Raw genomic sequence first — 16363 nt, 5'->3', positions numbered from 1 at the left:
TTTGCCCCCGCCTCAGGTGGGTCGTTCCACTTTGTCGCGGACGGCCCGGCCCACGTCGCGGACCCACTTGGCGGGCGTTCGCCGGGGCACGCCCAGCGTCTGCCCGAGACGCCGGCGCCAGGGCTCATCGGTCGGCATCGTCCAGAACCATGAGGCGTCGTCGCGGATGGCGCGGAACAGGCGGCGCAAGCCCAGGCGCTTCTCGTTGGGCAGGTGCCAGATCATCAGCTTCTCGTGCCCCGGCTCGACGGTCGAGAGCCCGAACCACGTGAACATGCGATCGATGAACGGGTCGGCCGTGCCGACGGGGTACCCGAGCCGGTGGTAGACGTAGCTCAGCAGGTGCGCCTCCTCGTTGAACTTGGGCAGGCCGGCTTGGTGCCGGCGCAGCATCTCGGGCCACACCGCGCGCGCCTCGGCGACGACCGCCGCCAGCGCCGTGCCCGTCCCGGCCACGATCTCGCCGCCGACGTAGGCGGGAATCGGATCCGCGCCGTCGCCGGAGCTTCCCCCGAGGGCCTGGTAGATCTGGCCCATCTCGCGCGGCGTCAGGCCGTTCTGCTCCTCGTCGGGTCCGATCCGGGCGTCGAAGGTGAGCGCCCCGTGCTCGCGTGCGGCGTCCGCCAGCGGGCCGACGGGCTTGGTGAACACGCAGTCGGAGTCGAGCAGAATCCCCACGTCGTCCGGGCCGAGGGTCTCGGCGAGGTGGGCCGTCACGTCGAGCACGTAGAACTGGTTGGCCCACGCGCCGAAGTAGCCGGCCGGCGGGCGCATCGCGTAAGGGAGCACGATGGTCTCGACGCCGAGGCGGGCCAGAAAGGCGCCCGTGTCGAAGCCTTCGACGTCCGGGATCGCGTCGACGTTCGTGTAGAGCCGGTGCTGGGCGTCGGGGTTGACGCGCGCGCTGGCGGCGAAAAAGTCGACCACGCAGCGCCAGTAGACGGCCTGGAACCAGGTCGACGACGAGCGGCCGCCGACCTGGGGGTAGACGCTCTCCTCGCCTTCTTGCTCGGCGTAGAACCAGGTGGAGATGACGGTCGCGGACATGCGGAAAGGGGGAGAGGGCCCGGTCGGTATCGGCGGGCGCGGCGCCTTCTCTAGCCCCCCTTCAGCCCGCGACGCCGGAGCCCGCACGTTCCCATCCGCGCGCTCGGAGGCTCCGGGCGATGGGCTGGCGCTCGCTTTGCCGATCCCCCGTCCGTCCCCCCCCCCCGACCGACCGCCATGTCCTCCGTCTCCATCCTCGGCGTCCGCTTCGATGCGCACACCACCGACACCGCCGCCGACCAGATCGTCGACTGGGCGCAGGCCGGCGAGGGCCGGTCGGTCTGTTTCTCGAATGCCCACGGCGTGATCGAGGCGCAAGACGACCCGGCCGTCGAGCGGGCCCTGAACGGGGCCGACCTCAACGTGCCCGACGGCATGAGCATCGTCCGTGAGATGCGCACGCGTGGGCTCGATCAGCGGGACCGCGTCTACGGGCCCGACGCGACGCTCGCCGTCGCCGAGCGGTGCGCGGCCGAGGGCATCCCGGTCGCCTTTTACGGGTCGTCTCCGGCCGTGCTGGCGGCGCTCGCCGAGCGGATGCCCGAGACGGTGCCCGGCCTCGACATCGCCGCGGCGATCTCGCCGCCGTTCCGGCCGCTGAGCGACGAGGAGGACGAGGCGTTCGTCCAGCAGCTCCGCGCCTCGGGCGCGCGCGTCGTGTTTGTCGGCCTCGGGTGCCCGCGCCAGGAGCGGTGGTGCACCGAGCACGCCGCGCGTGTCGGCGCCGTCTGCCTCGGCGTCGGCGCGGCCTTCGACTTCCATGCCGGCCTGCTCCGCCAGGCGCCGCGCGTGCTCCAGCAGGCCGGTCTGGAATGGGCCTTCCGGCTGGCGATGGAGCCGCGCCGCCTGTGGAAGCGCTACAGCCGCGTCGTCCCTCGGTTTTTGATCGGGACCGCGAAGGAGCGTCGCCAGATGTCGACGGTGACGCCCTCGGCCGCCTAAAGGGAGGCCCCCTCGCGCCGGGCGTGCTCGGCGAGGAGGGGCGCCGCGAGCGGGACGGCGCGGGCGACGTAGTGCGCCAGCAGGCGCCGCTGGAGGTCGGGGTCGAGGTCGGCGTGCCGGCCCGTGCGCGCGAGCCGGTCGGCGCGGGCGTGCGCGAGCGCCATCGCGGCGGCCACCGACACGTTGTAGCTCTGCACGAACCCGTCCATCGGGAGCAGGATCGCCGCGTCGGCCGCCTCGACCATGGCGTCGCTGGCGCCCGCGTGCTCGTTGCCGACGACGAGCGCCGTCGGGGCCGAAAAATCCCACTCGGCGATGGGGCGCGCGTCGTCGCGCAGGGCCGTCACCGCCACCCGGCCGCCGAGCGCGTGGACGTGGTCGACGTAGGCCCGGGCGTCGTCCCAGGCCCGGACCTCGACCCACTTGTGGGCCCCCTGGCTGGCGCGGCGCACGGCGCGGCGGTCGTCGACCACGCCGGCGTCCTCGTCGTCGATCTGCTCCACGAGGGTCGCCGCCGTGCCCTCGAGCGCGACGACGTGCGCGGCCCCGAAGCCCAGCCCCTCGGCGCTGCGCAGCACGGCGTTGACATTGCCAGGGTCGATGAGCGCCTCCATCACCGGGACGACCCCAAACGCGCGCGCGGCGATGACGGCCTCCAGCCGCGCCCGGCGCTCGTCGGTGAGGTACCGGCCGAGCACGTCGAGCACGGTCTCGGCCGGGTATGTGGTGCCGCCGACGGGTACGGTGTCGGGGAGGTCGAAGAAGAGCGGGTCGAGGGCCATGCCGAAAGCTAGCCCGGCGGGGGAGGGGCGTAGTTTCCGGGCCCCCCTGCAGCTGCTCATGCCCCGGATCTTCGCCGTCGCCGCCCTCCTCGCCCTCGCCGCCTGCGGCGACGCCGCCGACGCGCCGGCGCCGAATGCGGACGGGACCGCGAACGCCGCGGCCGTCGCGGACGCCATGCTGGCGCAGTACCAGGCGAGCCTGGGCGGGGTCGACGACTTTGCGGTCGTGGCCGCGGGCGCCGAGGCGCGCTACGTCGCGGCCGAGGACGACTCGACCGGGCTCGACCGCTTCGGCTCGCCCCAGATCTCGGCCGTCGGCGACGGGGAGGTGCCGATGGCGGCGCAGCTGCTGCTCGTCCAGGTCCCGAACGTGCCCCGGCTGGCGCAGGGCCTGCGCACGGCCGAGGTCCAGGGCCCCATCCGGCGCGACGGCCGCTCGGTCTACGTGTTCTCCACCGACGACCCTGGCGTGCTCGTCGGCGAGCCCGGGAACGCCCCGGCCGACTCGGCCTCCACGCGCGCCTTCCGCGTCTACGTCGCCGCCGACACCTACGACGTCTACGAGATCTACCAGAGCGTCACCGCCGACTCGCTCGACGTGACGAGCCGGATCATCTACTCCGACTTTCGCGACGTCGACGGCGTGCGGCTGCCGTTCTCCATCCGCCAGGTCGAAACCGGGCTCAACGCCGGCATCTCGAGCGACGAGAAGATGTTGATGGGCGGCCAGCTCGGGCTGGCGCTCCGGCAGGCCCAGGCCTCTCCGGCAGGCCCGGAGCGCGACGCCCGCATCGCGGAGCTCGAGGCTCAGCAGCGCCTAATCGGCGAGGGCATCATGGACTCCGAGCTGACCGTCGACGAGGTCCGGGTCGGAAGGGAGTAGGCGCAAGCGGCCGCCTGAAACCGTCCGCGACGCCTGCTGGCGGAGGGCCGCTGGTTTGGCGTCCAGGCCCTACTCGTCCGCCGGGACGCGCTGGCCAGTCGCGAGGGCCCGCACGATGGCGTCCTGCGCGCCCGCGATCCGGCCGCCGCTGGCGGTGTAGTTGTTGGCCATCAGCACGAACACATACGGCGTTCCGCCGGCGCCGTCGACGTAGCCGGCCAGGCAGCGGACCGCCAGCAGCGAGCCGGTCTTGGCCTTGACCGAGATCCCGCCGAGGCGGTTGCGCAGCGTCGACCCACTCGCGCCGCCCTCGGGGAGCGACTGCAGGAACGACCGCGACGCCGGGTGCCGCCGCATCGCGCGGAGCACGGACGCCAGCGCGGCCGGCGACACCATGTCCTTACGCGACAGGCCCGAGCCGTCGGCGATGTAGAGGTCGGAGCCGTCGACCCCGGTCGAGGTCACGAACGCCTGGACGCGGTCCTCGGCCGTGTCGGTGTCGCCCCCGCCGAGCGTCCGGAAGACCTGCTCGGCGTAGAGGTTGTCGCTCTCGCGGTTGATGCGGTCGACGATCTCGTCGAGCGTGGGGGAGACGTACGCCCGGAGCGGCTCGGCGTCGGCGGTGGCTGGCTTGCGGTCGGTGTCGTCGATGTCGACGCGCGTCGCGCGCGAGACGTCGATGCCCGCCTCTTCGAGCCGCAGCGCGAAGGCGTGGACGGCGAACAGCGTCGGGTTTGCGACGGGCACGCGGATCGTGCCCCGGTAGCCGGACGGGACGCCGCCGCGCAAGACGAACTCGTCGGTCCCCAACGTCCGCTCCACGTCGAGCCGCCCGCCGCCGGAGCGCGTGACGACGTCGCCGACGACGGTCGCGAAGCCGGGCGGGTTCGACTCGAACTGAGGGGCCTGCCCGGGCGAGGTGCCCGCGATCCGGATGCTGACGAGGTTGTCGCCCCAGACGAGCCCGCCGGCGGGCGGCGCGTAGTTCTCGGTCGCGATGTGCGTGACGTCCCAGCCCTCGCCGTAGCGCGCGTCCTCGAACACGTCGTCGTCGCCGACGATGCGGCCGGTGACGCGGCGCACACCCGCCTCCGCGAGCGCCGCCGCCCACTCGCGGAGGGGGTCGCCCATGCCCTCGCTGCCGAACGTCGGGTCGCCGGAGCCGACGATGACCAAGTCGCCCGTGAGCGTGCCGTCGGCGGACACGTCGCCGAGGTGGTAGAGCCGCGTCGTGTACCGGAAGTCGGGGCCGAGCCGGTCGAGCGCGGCGGCGGTCGTGAACAGCTTGAGGTTGCTGGCGGGGAGCAGGTTCTTGTCGCCGTTGCGGCTCAGCACGAGCCGCCCGTCGCGCGCGTCGCGGATCTCGATGCCCCAGATCGCCGACGGCAGGTCGGCGTCGTTGAGGATCTCGTCGACGATCGCGAGCGCCTGCGCCTCGGCGCCGTCGGCGTCGGCCTGTGACGGCCCGGCCCACAGCGCCGCGCCGACGACGGCGAGAATAGACAGGGCGGCGAGAACTCGAGACATCGGCGGCGGGGGAGGGGGGACGCGAGCAACGCCCGCAAGCTACCCGTGGTGCCTGAAGGACTGACGGGATTCGGGACCGGGGATTGGGGAGTAGGCGACCGCGCAGAGACCGTCTGCAGACCATGACCACAGTCTCCCAAACCAGATCCCAGGCCATCGGAGGCTCGGCTCGCGTCTCGGCCTCTTCAACGTGTCATCCTAAGCGGAGTGAGCACCAGCAAACGCAGTCGGAGGATCTCCGTCGAGCGTGGCGCCGCAGTCGGCTGAGATTCTTTGGCTGCGGGCTTGTGCCCTTCGTTGGCGACTGTCTGGGAAACGGCGCAAGCTCGCTGAGGCGCCCCCCCTCCCACGGGAAGAGGGACAGGTTGAGGGGCGTCGGGCCGCGCCTGCGCCATCCGTGCCACACCGTATGGATCCCCGCCTACGCGGGGATGACTCGCTTTTTGGGTAGTGGCTTACCCAAACAGTCTCTCGGGATCACAAGAACGGGAGGATGCGATAGCCCTGCTCCCAGACACACAGCGCCCAAACCCGCGCTCGCGCCCCGCTATCTTGTGGGACCCCCACGCCCTCCCGCATGGCCCGCTCCCGCCGACCCGCCCCGACCACGACGCGCGGCGTCACCACGATGCCGTTCGACCGGCTCAACTACCGCCTCCTGCTGGCGGCGGTCGGCCTGATCGTGCTCGGCTACGCCGTCATGATGGTCGACAACGCGACGAGCGACAACCCGGTCGACAGCGCGCTGTCGCTCGTCGTCGCCCCGCTGCTGCTCCTGGGCGGCTACCTCGGCGTGGCCGTGGCCGTGCTCTGGGGCGTTCCTCGGGATGCCGGCCCAGACGTGGCCGAGCCCGAGGCGTAGTGCGCGGCCCCGTCTTGGCGCTGGCGCTCGCGCTCGCCGCCTGCGGGGGCGACGAGCCCAAGGGGATCGCCGTGACCGAGGCCCCGGATGTGGGCACCCGCGCCGACCTCCGGCCCCCCGCGCTCGACACGACGTACGCCGACTCCGGCCTGTTCGTCGACCCCCGCTTGCGCCCGGACTCCCTGCGCGCCGACTCGCTCCGCCGCGACAGCCTGCGCGCCGACTCGCTCGCGCAAGCCGCCCGCCCCGACTTCCGGGCCTTCTTCCCCCGCTTCCGCGCCGCCGTCCAAGCGGGCACGGCCGCTGCGCTGGCGACCGACGGCGTCGACCGCGAATTGCTGGCGGCCGCACTCGCGCCCCCGTTCCGCGCCGGCGTGCTGGCGCTCACGGCCCGCGACTTCGCGCGAGAGGGGACCGCGCGCACGGTGTCGGTGATCGTCGGGTTCGACGTGGAGGGGACCGTCGTGCCCGTGGACGAGGCCGACACCGAGTCCGCCGCCTTCTTGCGCTTCGACGTGGTGGACGGGGCGTACCGCCTGGTCGCCGTCGACCTCGCGGGGTAGCACACACCTCAGCGCTCAGGCATCGGCCATCAGCGAGAAGTGCGGCCACTCCTGACCGGGGTGCGTAGGGCCACCGGAAGGAGACCATCCCTCCCGCCGCCAGCAGGTACTGTATCGTGCGATTCTGTTCGTCTGCCGAAACAACAGCAGCTAGGCGGCGCTACCCTTCTGCCCCGTTACTTTCGCTCCGCTGGCGGCGACTCCGCTCTGTCCGTTCCCCACGACCCAATGCGCTCCATCTGGCTCTCGCTTCTCCTCGCAATCGCCTCCGGCTGCGCGTCGTCTCGGCCCTCTGAAACTTCGGGGCCTGAAGCGGAGACACCAGTGCCGGAGTACGTCGCGCTGGCCCCAGCGGTCCGCTCCGCTGTCGAGTCCTCGTACTACGCGCCGCACGAGTTGTCGGAGGCCCGGTGGGAGCGGTTCTGGAACGACGTCGATCAGGCGCTCTCCGTGGCCCGCACGGACGACGAGGTCCAGGCCGGATTCCGGCGCTCGGCCGACGCGCTCGGCGTCTCGCACCTCGATCTCTACCGCCCCCGATCCGTCGAGGGCTCCGGCTCCGTGGACACGACGCCGCCGGTCTCATTGGCCTTCGGTGACGACGGCGTCGCCGTCCTCACGGTGAACGGCAGGTTCAGCGTCGAGCGGACGATTCAGCCCGTCGCGGAGGCGTTCGGGCGAGTCGCCGCTGAGAACCCGCGCGCGCTCGTCATTGACCTCCGCCAGAACCAGGGGGGCGACGTGTCGTCAATGCTCCTCGCCAGCCACCTTATCGACTCGCCCGCCCCCGCCGGTCTCTTCCTCTCTCGCACGTGGTGGGACACGCACGACGCTGTGCCCCCGCCGTCCGAGTGGTCGGCGCTCCCGCTCCTGACGGGCCCGGACATGGACGCCTTTTTCGGCGCGCTCGACCAGCACGGAGCTCTCGTCGGGTTCGTGCCACCGATGCAGCCGCACTACGGCGGTCCGGTCTACGTGCTGACGGGTCCCCGGACGGCCAGCGCGTCGGAGCCGCTCGTGTACCTCCTGCAGTCGACAGGACGTGCGACGGTCGTCGGCCAGCGCACCGCCGGGGCCATGGTCTCGGCGACGACGACGGAGCTCCCCGGCGGGTGGGTCCTCCAGCACCCCATCGCCGATTATTACACGGCGGACGGGACACGGCTCGACCAGGTGGGCGTGATGCCGGATGTCGTCGTCGCGGTCCCCGACGCCCTCGACGAGGCGCGGCGGCTCGCGGGAGAGTGAGCCGCGAATTCCCTACCGCGCCGCTGCACGCCGACGACGGGCGTCAGCGTTCGAGGGTCGTCCGACCGCTAGCGCCACGTTCGCCTTGTTTCGTCGGTGTGCTCTGAGACCTTCGTGTGGCGGCCGTCTGTTCTGCTGGGTGTCGGCCCTTGGGCAGCCGCGCGTGGCAGCTTTCATAGCGCCCTGCTCCCGGCTGGGGAAGTGATCGCCGCCCCGTTGGCGCCAGCTCTACTCGTAGATCCGGTACACCTCCGACCGCGCCGAGAACGCCGCCGCCTCGTCGGCCCACGCCGCCACGATCTCGGCCGCCCCGCGCCCGTCGAGCCACATCCGGCGCAGGCGCGTCGTGCCCGCCAGCTTCGCCAGCCAGTCGGCCTTGAGGAACGCGCCGTGCGCGCCGCGCGGAGCCTGCCGGTAGACGGCGTCCACGACGTGCACGCCCGTCGCGACGGGCCGGAACGCGGCCGGATCCGTCACCACCAAGCGGACGCCGCGCACGGTCTCGCCCTCCCACTTCGGGTTCGTCGCCTGCCCGGGCAGGTCGACCGGCACGAACGTCGCGGGCTCGAACCGGACGCCCGCCAGATCGGCGCCGTTGAGCTCGGCCGCGAGCGCCTCGGGGTCCGCCCACGGCGAGCCGACGTGCGTGAACGGGACGCGCGTGCCGCGGCCCTCGCTGGCGGTCGTGCCCTCGAAGAGCGCCGTGCCCGGGTACACGCGCGCCGTCTCCACGTCCGGCACGTTCGGCGACGGCGGCACCCACGCCAGCCCCGTCTCCTCCCACGCCATGCCGCGCGCGTAGCCCGTCATCTCGACCACGCGGAGGTCGAGGCCGTCGAGCCCGGACAGCCAGCCCTCGCCGACGATCATCCGGGCCAGCTCGCCGACCGTCAGCCCGTGCGTGACGGGGATCGGGTACAGCCCGACGAACGACTGCTGGCGCGGCTCCAGCACGAACCCCTCGGCCCGGTCGCCGATGGGGTTGGGGCGGTCGAGCACGACGAACGGGATGCCGGCCTCGGCGGCCGCCTGCATGGCGTAGCCCATCGTCGAGATGTAGGTGTAGAACCGCGCGCCGACGTCCTGCATGTCGAACACGAGCGCGTCGAGGCCGCGGAGCTGGCGCTGGGTCGGCTTTTTCGACGAGCCGTACAAGCTGTAGACCGGCGCGCCCGTCGTGCCGTCGCGCCCGCCCGAGACGCCCGCGCCCGCCTCGGCGTCGCCCCGGATCCCGTGCTCGGGCCCGAAGAGCGCGCCGACGAGCACGTTCGGCGCGGCGTGGAGCCGGTCGATGAGGTGCGCCGGCCCGCCGTCGGCCGTGTCCACGCGCGCCGTGTGGTTCGTCACCAGCCCGACCCGCATCCCGTCCAGTGGCGCGAACCGCTCGGCCACCAACCGCTGGGCGCCCGTGACGACGGCGGCGTCGGGTGCGCGGAGGGTCGGCGCCGAGGCGCGGGGCTCGTCGACGGGAGCGGCGAGGCAGGCCGCGAGCGCGAGCAGGGCGAGGAGGGGAGCGGGCGTCATCGGCAGAGAGGGCGGGGCGTGGAAGGTTAAACCCCCTGGCCCCGTCCCTCTTGCCCCGCGCTCGCTAGTTCCGAATCCGCGCCGTGTAGCGGACGGTCTCGGTCTCGCCCTCGCCCAGCGTCACTGGGAACAGGGCCGTGCGCGCGTCCAGCCGCTCGTGCTCGTGCGTCGACTCGCGGATCGTCCACTCGCCCCAGAACACGCGCTCGATCACGTCGACGGTCGCCGGGACCTCCTTGCGGTTGCGGACCTCGACCTCGATGGTGACCTCGTACGTCCGGTCGTTGATGCGCCGGTTCGCCATCTCGCGCCGCGTGCCGACCACGTCGAAGGCGTCGCCGATGTAGAGGCGGACGGTCTCGTCGCGCGGCGTGTGGCCGATGGCGTCCTCGCCCAGGAACTGCAGGTTGCCCCGGCGGTCGGCCTTGTACACGCGGACCTTGCCCGCGGGCAGCGGCATCCCCATGTTGTTGGCCTCCGCGTTCTCGACCTCCAGCACGACCGCCGCCGCCTGCTCGTCGCCGACGGCGCCCGGTGGGCGCTGGCGGTAGAACGGGAAGTAGCTGCCGGTCCCGTCGAAGATCAGGCGCCGCTCGACGCCCACGTCGCTCGCGGAGAGCAATTCGAGCTGCTTGGTCTCGCGCTCGGCGATCGTCGTCGGCGTCGGGAAGGTGTAGAGGTGGTACTCGAAAAAGGCCTCCTGCTGGGGCGCCGCCGCCTCCATCGCCACGTCGGCCGCGTAGCCGCGCGCCATCACCGGCGGGGGCGGGTTGGGCTGCACGCGCCGCACCTCGCCCGCGATCAGCTGCAAGCTGGCGTCGGGGTAGCTCGCGCCCGAGTGGTTGGCGAGCGTCACCCAGCCCGTCACGTCCACGTCGGTCTCGGCCTCGTTGACGACGGCCACGTAGTCGGCCTTCCACGAGATCCCCTCGGTCATATACCGCGCCTCGACGCGCTGCGTGCCCGCCTGCTCCGACGCCAGCCGCCACAACAGCGACGGGCGCGAGAGCAGGCCCTCGGGCAGGCCCAGCAGCTCGATCGTCCCCTCGGGGTTGACGAGCACGCGGCCGTCGTCGAGCCGGATGATGCGGCCCTGGCCCGGCTGGCTCAGCAGCACGCCCGTGTCGACCGCCGTCCGGTCGCCGAGCTGGCGGATGATTCGGACGCGCTGCCCGACGGCGGCGTCGAGCACGGAGTTGGTGCCGATCAGGTTGTACTGGTAGTTCTGCTCCAGGACGGACAGCCCGCCGGGCTGGGTCAGCGAGACGAGCGACAGGCTGGTCGGGTCGATCTGCTGGGGCACGCCTTCGAACCGGACGGCCTGGACCCCGCGCCGGAGCACGAGGGGGCGCACCTCGCGGACGATCGCGAACCCGCCGTTGTAGACGGTCAGCGAGACGGCCTCGCGCGATTCGGGCAGGGAGACGACCGTGTCCTGGGCGAGGGCGGGGACGGCGAGAAGGGCGGCGAGAGCCAGGGTGAGCGCGCGCATTCGAGACGGGGGAATGGGGCCCTAGAGACGCGCGAGCCGGTCGGAAAGTCTCTGGGGACCAACAGGCGACCCCATCCGGGCCGTCCCGTTCCCCCAGCCCGCCTCGATCGGGGGGCGTCAGCGAGGGATGATCACCGCGCCGCACGACGAGGCGTGGACGCCGAGCGCCTCGATCACGCCTGCCGCGTCGGTCTCGACGCGCAAGCACCCGTAGCGCTTGGCGTAGAGCCGGGCGCCCTGGGCCGTCCGCGTCGGGGGCGGGAGGCCCGCCGCCGCCAGCCGGCGGCCGAGCAGGTCGGGCTGCGTCGTCCCGGCGAACCCGCGCCGGACCTCGATGTAGTCGCGGTGGGTGTAGAACAGGAAGCCGTGGTCGAGGAAGAACACGCCGCCGCCGAAGTTGTAGGGCCCGCCGTCGGCCGTCTCGCCCGTCGCACACGGGAACTGGGCCTCCAGGGCGTCGCGGTCGGCGGTCGGCGCGATCCCGTTGAGCGTCCCGGCGTCGAGGTCGAGCGCGAGCGCGGTGCAGCCGGGTGCGGGCGGCGGCGGCTCGGGCGTGGGGGGAGGGCCGCTGGCGGCGGGCGTCCCCTCGCACTCGATGACGGGCCGGGGCGGCGGCGTCCGGCCCTCCTGGCGCGCGATGTACGCGTCTGTGGTCCACCGCCCGAGCCGGCCCGAGCAGCGCCGATAGGGTTGCTCCAGGCCCTCCATCACCGTCCGGAGGTAGGCGGGCGGCGTCGAGATGTAGGACTTGAAGCCGCTCTCGAAGTCGGACCGGAACAGGGCGTGGAGCTGGCGGAGCAGGTCGGCCCCGGCCGCCCCGGCCGCGACGCCCGCCTCGGCGAGGGCGTCGGCGTAGGCGAGGTAGGCCGCCTTGCGGTCGGCCGCCGTCCGGGCCTCGCCCAGCGCGCGCTGGTAGCGCGCGAAGGCGGGCCCGTTGGGCGGGGCGCTCGCGTCGGCCGGGACCGGCGGCGGGCGGTAGCCGGGCGGCCGGACCGGCTCGGTGTCGAGCGCCTCCAGCCGCGTCGCCTCGCGCGTCGTGTGGCGCACGAACACGCCGCGCTCCCCGACGCCCGTCGGCCCGACGAGCGAGCCCTCGGCGCGCGGCAGCATCCGCCCGTAGCCCGACGGCGCCCCCTGGTTGTAGAACCGGCCCGTAAACACCGTCCCGCCCGGCAGCCGGCACGTGCCCGACTGGAACCCGCGCGGGCGGAACGGCGACGGCGACGCCGAAAAGTCGAACGTCCCGTCGCAGACCTGGCCGGTCGGCCAGGTGTACGTGCCCTCCGCCTGGCTGCCGTGGTAGATGGCCCGGTCGCCGCCGTTCCACGTCCCCTCGAACACGGACCCGTCGTCGAACGTCATCGTGCCCTCTTTGGGGAGGCACGGCCGCCAGCGGCCCGGCACGTCCTGCATCGCCGGCTCCAGCACGCCCCAGAACACGTCGCCGTTGGGGTACGAGATCTGCCCGTACCCCTCGCAGACCGGCCGATCGTTCTGGAGCCACCCGCTGATCTGCGACCCGTCGCTCAGGGTGCAGGTCCCCCCGGTCCCCTCGTCGTCGGGCCGACACGCCTGGGCCGACAGCGGCGACGCGAGCGCGAGCAGGACGGCGACGGCGACCAGGCGCATGGCTCAGCGGGTCAGGAGGTCGACGATCTCGGCCAGCCGCGCGCGCTCGTCGTCGGTGACGGGGTCGTACTCGGCGCTCTCGCGGTCGCGGCGCTCGGCGGCGAGGTCGGCCGCGAGCCCCTCGTACTCGCCCTCCACCGACGGGTCGGCCCCGGCCGCCAGCAGGAGCCGCACGACGGCCGGGCTGGCGGCGTACACGGCCCGGTGCAGCGGCGTGGCCCCGTCGAAATTGGTGGCGCTCGGGTCGGCCCCGGCCGCCAGCAGCAGCGCGACGGCCTCGGCGTGGCCGCCCCGCGCGGCGTCGTGCAGGGCGGTGTCCTCGGTCTGGTCGTAGGCGAAGTCGTTGGCCGAGACCGCCTTCGCGTTCACCTCGGCGCCCGCGTCGAGCAGGGCGCGCAGCACCTCGACGTGCCCGTGCTCGGCGGCGTGCATCAGCGCCGTCCGGTAGATCCCGTCGGTGAGCTGGGTCGCGTACGGGTCCTCCGCCAGCGCGGCGGTGATGGCCGCGAGGTCGCCGCTGGCGGCGGCCTCGAACAGGCTCGGGGCGGGGGGCTCGTCGAAGAGGGTGAGCGCGAGCGAGTAGTACCCGCCGTCGCACTCGCCCTGGCAGGTCACGAGCGCCGTCCACGTGCCGCCCTCGGCGTCGTCGACCCGGGCGACGACCTGGCGCGAGGCGTCCGAGCGGTCTTCCTCGACGGTGACGCCGGACGGGGAGACGAGCAGCAAGCGCGGGTACAGCGCGCTCGCGTCCTCGCTCATCAGGTCCGCGACGAGCGTCTGCCCGGCCCCGACGCGGACGGTGTAGCGGTCGACGGGCGTCGTCCAGTCCGGGTCGTCGTCGGCGGGCAGGCGCTCGTCGGAGGCCACCAGCTGGCCGTCGTGGACGGCGGACTGGGCGAGTGCGGCGGCGGGTAGGAGGAGGAGGGCGAGAAGGAGAGCACGCATGGGGTTAGCTGGCGCAGTCCACCTCGGCAAAGCGAACCAGCTTGAGTTGGAAAAACGAGAAGCCCGGTCTGTCGGGGAGGGCCCGCAACACCACGATGGCCGCCCGGCCCGTCGGCCCCGGGCACTCGTGGTATTCCGTCAGCGCCAGCCCCGCCTCGGGGTCGATGTTTTCGAGCCGCGTCCAGCCCAGCCCGCTGGCGCCGAATGTCGCGTCGAGCGCCTCGCGCCCCATCCCGAACATCTGGTTGCCGAAGCCGACCGTTTCCGACGGCAGCGTCATCAGCATCTGCGAGACCCCCGAGTCGGGCGTGTGGTCCACCTTGACCTGGATGGGCAGCGGGCCGCCGTCCGGCCCGGCGGGTTGGTACGTCGAGACCCACAGCGTGTCGGGGCCGCGCGAGGCGAACACCTCGCCGCGGAGGTCGACGAAGGCCGTCTCGGAGTGCGCCAGCGCGGCGGGCAGGAAGTCGTCCGTGAGCATCGACGTGATCGTCCACTCGTCGGCGGGCTGGGCGAGCGCCGCGGCGGGCAACAGGGCGAGGGCGAGGAGGAGTGCACGCATGGGGCGGGGGAGGGCGAACCCCAGCCTACCGGGCGGCCCCCCGCTGCGCCTCCCCTGGAGAGGGGAGAGAGCGGCCCGGTCCGCTCCTACTTTCCGCCACCCCCCACGCCGCCGCATGAAGCCGCTCGCCGCCCGCACCGACGCCCTCCGCCAGTCCGACATCCGGGCCGTCACCTTTGCCGTCAACCGCGTCGGCGGCGTCAACCTCGGCCAGGGCATCTGCGACCTCGCCACGCCCGCGCCGATCGTCGAGGCGACCGTCGAGGCGCTGAACGACCGCAAGAAGTCGATCTACACGGCGTACAACGGCATTGCCCCGCTGCGTGAGGCCATCGCCGCCAAGGCGCTGTCCTTCAACAGCATCGCCGACGCCGGCCCCGAGCACGTCGTCGTGTCGAACGGGTCGACCGGCGCCTTCGTCTCGGCCGTCCTCACGCTGTGCGAGGCGGGCGACGAGGTCGTCTTGTTCGAGCCCTTCTACGGCTACCACGCCGGCCTCCTGCGGCTCCACGGCGTCCGCCCCGTGACGGTCCCGCTCGCGCGCGACGGCGCGCGCTGGGCGTTCGACCCCCAAGCGCTGGCGGCGGCGATCACCGACCGCACCAAGGCCGTCGTGGTCTGCACGCCGGCGAACCCGTCGGGCAAGGTCTGGACGCGCGCCGAGATCGAGGCGCTGTATGCCGTGGCTCGCGAGCGCGACCTGTGGGTGATCACCGACGAGATCTACGAGCACATGGTCTACGACGGGCGCGAGCACGTCTCGCCGGCGTCGCTGCCCGGCGCGTTCGAGCGGACCGTCACGCTGTCCGGCTTCTCAAAGACGTTCAACATGACCGGCTGGCGGCTGGGCTACGCGATCGCGCCCGAGCCGGTCGCCGCCAAGATGGGGCTCGTCAACGACTTGGTCTACATCTGCGCGCCAGCGCCGCTCCAGCACGGCCTCGCGGCGGCGCTCCCGATGCCGGACGCCTACTACGCCGAGATGCTGGCGGCCTACACCCGCAAGCGGGCCCGGATGGTGGCCGCGCTCCGCGCCTGCGGCTTCGACGCCGACCCGCCCGAGGGCGCCTACTACGTGCTCGCCGGCCTTGGCGACCGACGCGGCACGCCGGGGTTCGAGGACGCCCGTACCGCGACCGATACGCTGATCGAGACGGCGGGCGTCGCCTGCGTCCCCGGGCCTTCGTTCTTCGGCGACCCCGCCGACGGCGACGGCGTGCTCCGCTTCTGCTACGCCAAGGAGGACGCCGTCCTCGACGACGCCTGCGACCGGCTCGTCGCCGCCTTCGGCTAGCGCGGGATCTCGACGCGCCGGCCCTCCGCCAGCGACGTCTTCGCTGCTTCCAGCACGCGGACGACCTCGAGCCCGTCGACGCCGTCCGTCAACGGCGCGCGGCGCTCGCGGATGGCCGCCACGAACTCCTCGACCTCGCGGCGCAACGGCTCCGCCGCCGGGATCCGGGGCACGGCGATGTCGCCCGAGCGGACCGCCAGCGCGCCCGCCACGTCCGCCGTCCCGGCGACCTCGTCGACGCCCCTGTCGTAGACGCGGACCTTCTCGGACGCCTCCTGGTCGTCGATGACCGCCATTTTGTGAGTGCCCACGACGGTCGTCCGGCGGACCTTGTGGGGGTCCAGCCACGACGCGTGGACGTGCGCCAGCCGGCCCCCGGGGTACTCGACCGTCGCGAAGACGACGTCCTCGACGCCGTCCTGCAGAAAGTCGCGCCCGGTTGCCGTCACCGCGACGGCGTCGCCCAGGAGCGCGCGCGCCACGGCGAGGTCGTGCGGGGCCAGGCTCTCGAAGGCGTTCTCTTGCTGGCGCACCACGCCCAGGTTGACGCGCACGCTGGAGAGGTACCGGAGGTCGCCCAGCTCGCCCGCGGCGACGGCCGCCTCGACGTGGCGGAACGCGGGGTGATACCGCAAGAGGTGCCCTACCATCAGCCGCCGGTCGTGCTCGGCCGCGAGCGCCACCAACCGCTCGGCGTCGGCGACCGACTGCGCGAGCGGCTTCTCGACGAACACGTGCTTGCCCGCGCGGAGCGCGGCCTCGGCGAGCGGCGCGTGCCGCGGCGTCTCGGTCGCGATCACGACGGCATCGACGTGCTCGTCCTCGAACACGGCCTCCGCATTCCGGTGGGCTCGCGCGTCCGGCGCCCGCCGCGTCGCCTCCGCCAGCGCCGGGTCCGAGGCGTCGCACACGGCGATGACTTCGACGCCCTCGGCGGCCACCAGAGTGCGCAGGAGGTTGCGGCCCCACCGGCCGACGCCGATCTGGGCGACGTGGAGCACGTCGGAAAAGGAGAACGAAGACACGGCGGCGGGGGAGGGGTGGGGCACTCGGCCGTCGCCGG

The 16363-nt window shown here is 73.2% G+C and carries 15 protein-coding genes; 6 read left to right on the top strand and 9 right to left on the bottom strand.

Going from position 1 to position 16363, the window contains the following annotated elements; translation table 11 throughout:
* Positions 1-12 precede the first annotated feature (12 nt).
* Positions 13-1047, bottom strand: a complete 1035-nt coding sequence (locus tag ACLIRP_RS09720; RefSeq protein ID WP_412060250.1) for a hypothetical protein — start codon at positions 1045-1047, stop codon at positions 13-15.
* Between the two features lie 177 nt (positions 1048-1224).
* On the opposite strand from ACLIRP_RS09720, the gene ACLIRP_RS09715 reads away from it, so the two are divergent.
* Complete coding sequence (locus tag ACLIRP_RS09715) at positions 1225-1989, top strand: WecB/TagA/CpsF family glycosyltransferase (protein WP_412060249.1); 765 nt, start codon at positions 1225-1227, stop codon at positions 1987-1989.
* Here ACLIRP_RS09715 and ACLIRP_RS09710 read toward each other — a convergent pair.
* Positions 1986-2771, bottom strand: a complete 786-nt coding sequence (locus tag ACLIRP_RS09710) for a TrmH family RNA methyltransferase (RefSeq protein WP_412060248.1) — start codon at positions 2769-2771, stop codon at positions 1986-1988. The two genes, ACLIRP_RS09715 and ACLIRP_RS09710, sit on opposite strands and share 4 nt — an antisense overlap.
* A gap of 58 nt (positions 2772-2829) precedes the next feature.
* On the opposite strand from ACLIRP_RS09710, the gene ACLIRP_RS09705 reads away from it, so the two are divergent.
* On the top strand, positions 2830-3654 hold the full coding sequence (locus ACLIRP_RS09705) for a hypothetical protein (protein ID WP_412060247.1): 825 nt from the start codon (positions 2830-2832) through the stop codon (positions 3652-3654).
* Between the two features lie 69 nt (positions 3655-3723).
* Here the strand turns inward: ACLIRP_RS09705 and dacB are convergent, their stop codons facing one another.
* Positions 3724-5181: a D-alanyl-D-alanine carboxypeptidase/D-alanyl-D-alanine-endopeptidase gene (dacB, locus tag ACLIRP_RS09700; RefSeq protein ID WP_412060246.1), complete on the bottom strand. Its 1458-nt coding sequence runs from the start codon at positions 5179-5181 to the stop codon at positions 3724-3726.
* Between the two features lie 577 nt (positions 5182-5758).
* Between dacB and ACLIRP_RS09695 the strand changes: the two genes are divergently transcribed.
* From ACLIRP_RS09695 to ACLIRP_RS09685, 3 genes are all read left to right on the top strand, one after another.
* Entirely contained in the window at positions 5759-6043 is a 285-nt protein-coding gene (locus ACLIRP_RS09695) for a DUF3098 domain-containing protein (RefSeq protein ID WP_412060245.1), read from the top strand.
* Entirely contained in the window at positions 6043-6606 is a 564-nt protein-coding gene (locus tag ACLIRP_RS09690; protein WP_412060244.1) for a hypothetical protein, read from the top strand. The genes ACLIRP_RS09695 and ACLIRP_RS09690 overlap by 1 nt, the downstream gene beginning before the upstream one ends.
* Before the next feature lie 324 nt (positions 6607-6930).
* Entirely contained in the window at positions 6931-7854 is a 924-nt protein-coding gene (locus ACLIRP_RS09685) for a S41 family peptidase (RefSeq protein ID WP_412060243.1), read from the top strand.
* A gap of 228 nt (positions 7855-8082) precedes the next feature.
* Here ACLIRP_RS09685 and ACLIRP_RS09680 read toward each other — a convergent pair whose 3' ends face one another.
* The 5 genes from ACLIRP_RS09680 to ACLIRP_RS09660 all read right to left on the bottom strand — a co-directional run bounded on the left by ACLIRP_RS09680 (position 8083) and on the right by ACLIRP_RS09660 (position 14006).
* On the bottom strand, positions 8083-9378 hold the full coding sequence (locus ACLIRP_RS09680) for an exo-beta-N-acetylmuramidase NamZ domain-containing protein (RefSeq protein WP_412060242.1): 1296 nt from the start codon (positions 9376-9378) through the stop codon (positions 8083-8085).
* A 64-nt stretch (positions 9379-9442) separates the two neighbouring features.
* Entirely contained in the window at positions 9443-10870 is a 1428-nt protein-coding gene (locus ACLIRP_RS09675) for a DUF4139 domain-containing protein (RefSeq protein ID WP_412060241.1), read from the bottom strand.
* A 117-nt stretch (positions 10871-10987) separates the two neighbouring features.
* Positions 10988-12499, bottom strand: a complete 1512-nt coding sequence (locus ACLIRP_RS09670) for a hypothetical protein (RefSeq protein WP_412060240.1) — start codon at positions 12497-12499, stop codon at positions 10988-10990.
* Between the two features lie 3 nt (positions 12500-12502).
* Positions 12503-13444: an ankyrin repeat domain-containing protein gene (locus ACLIRP_RS09665; RefSeq protein WP_412060239.1), complete on the bottom strand. Its 942-nt coding sequence runs from the start codon at positions 13442-13444 to the stop codon at positions 12503-12505.
* Positions 13445-13448: 4 nt separating this feature from the next.
* Positions 13449-14006, bottom strand: coding sequence for a hypothetical protein (locus ACLIRP_RS09660; protein WP_412060238.1), 558 nt, complete (start codon positions 14004-14006; stop codon positions 13449-13451).
* A gap of 115 nt (positions 14007-14121) precedes the next feature.
* Here ACLIRP_RS09660 and ACLIRP_RS09655 point away from each other — a divergent pair, with 115 nt between their 5' ends.
* Complete coding sequence (locus ACLIRP_RS09655; RefSeq protein WP_412060237.1) at positions 14122-15300, top strand: pyridoxal phosphate-dependent aminotransferase; 1179 nt, start codon at positions 14122-14124, stop codon at positions 15298-15300.
* On the opposite strand, the gene ACLIRP_RS09650 is transcribed toward ACLIRP_RS09655, so the two are convergent.
* Entirely contained in the window at positions 15297-16325 is a 1029-nt protein-coding gene (locus tag ACLIRP_RS09650) for a Gfo/Idh/MocA family protein (protein WP_412060236.1), read from the bottom strand. The genes ACLIRP_RS09655 and ACLIRP_RS09650 overlap by 4 nt on opposite strands.
* Positions 16326-16363 lie beyond the last annotated feature (38 nt).

Source organism: Rubrivirga halophila (assembly GCF_046845755.1).
Lineage (GTDB): Bacteria > Bacteroidota > Rhodothermia > Rhodothermales > Rubricoccaceae > Rubrivirga.
This window is presented reverse-complemented; position numbering and strand designations above follow the sequence as displayed.

Excerpts from the sequence above, each read along its gene's own strand:
- ACLIRP_RS09670 (WP_412060240.1), bottom strand. The coding sequence starts at position 12,499 with ATGCGCCTGGTCGCCGTCGCCGTCCTGCTCGCGCTCGCGTCGCCGCTG.
- ACLIRP_RS09660 (WP_412060238.1), bottom strand. The coding sequence starts at position 14,006 with ATGCGTGCACTCCTCCTCGCCCTCGCCCTGTTGCCCGCCGCGGCGCTC.
- dacB (WP_412060246.1), bottom strand. The coding sequence starts at position 5,181 with ATGTCTCGAGTTCTCGCCGCCCTGTCTATTCTCGCCGTCGTCGGCGCG.
- ACLIRP_RS09665 (WP_412060239.1), bottom strand. The coding sequence starts at position 13,444 with ATGCGTGCTCTCCTTCTCGCCCTCCTCCTCCTACCCGCCGCCGCACTC.
- ACLIRP_RS09720 (WP_412060250.1), bottom strand. The coding sequence starts at position 1,047 with ATGTCCGCGACCGTCATCTCCACCTGGTTCTACGCCGAGCAAGAAGGC.
- ACLIRP_RS09705 (WP_412060247.1), top strand. The coding sequence starts at position 2,830 with ATGCCCCGGATCTTCGCCGTCGCCGCCCTCCTCGCCCTCGCCGCCTGC.
- ACLIRP_RS09715 (WP_412060249.1), top strand. The coding sequence starts at position 1,225 with ATGTCCTCCGTCTCCATCCTCGGCGTCCGCTTCGATGCGCACACCACC.
- ACLIRP_RS09675 (WP_412060241.1), bottom strand. The coding sequence starts at position 10,870 with ATGCGCGCGCTCACCCTGGCTCTCGCCGCCCTTCTCGCCGTCCCCGCC.
- ACLIRP_RS09695 (WP_412060245.1), top strand. The coding sequence starts at position 5,759 with ATGGCCCGCTCCCGCCGACCCGCCCCGACCACGACGCGCGGCGTCACC.
- ACLIRP_RS09710 (WP_412060248.1), bottom strand. The coding sequence starts at position 2,771 with ATGGCCCTCGACCCGCTCTTCTTCGACCTCCCCGACACCGTACCCGTC.
- ACLIRP_RS09680 (WP_412060242.1), bottom strand. The coding sequence starts at position 9,378 with ATGACGCCCGCTCCCCTCCTCGCCCTGCTCGCGCTCGCGGCCTGCCTC.
- ACLIRP_RS09655 (WP_412060237.1), top strand. The coding sequence starts at position 14,122 with ATGAAGCCGCTCGCCGCCCGCACCGACGCCCTCCGCCAGTCCGACATC.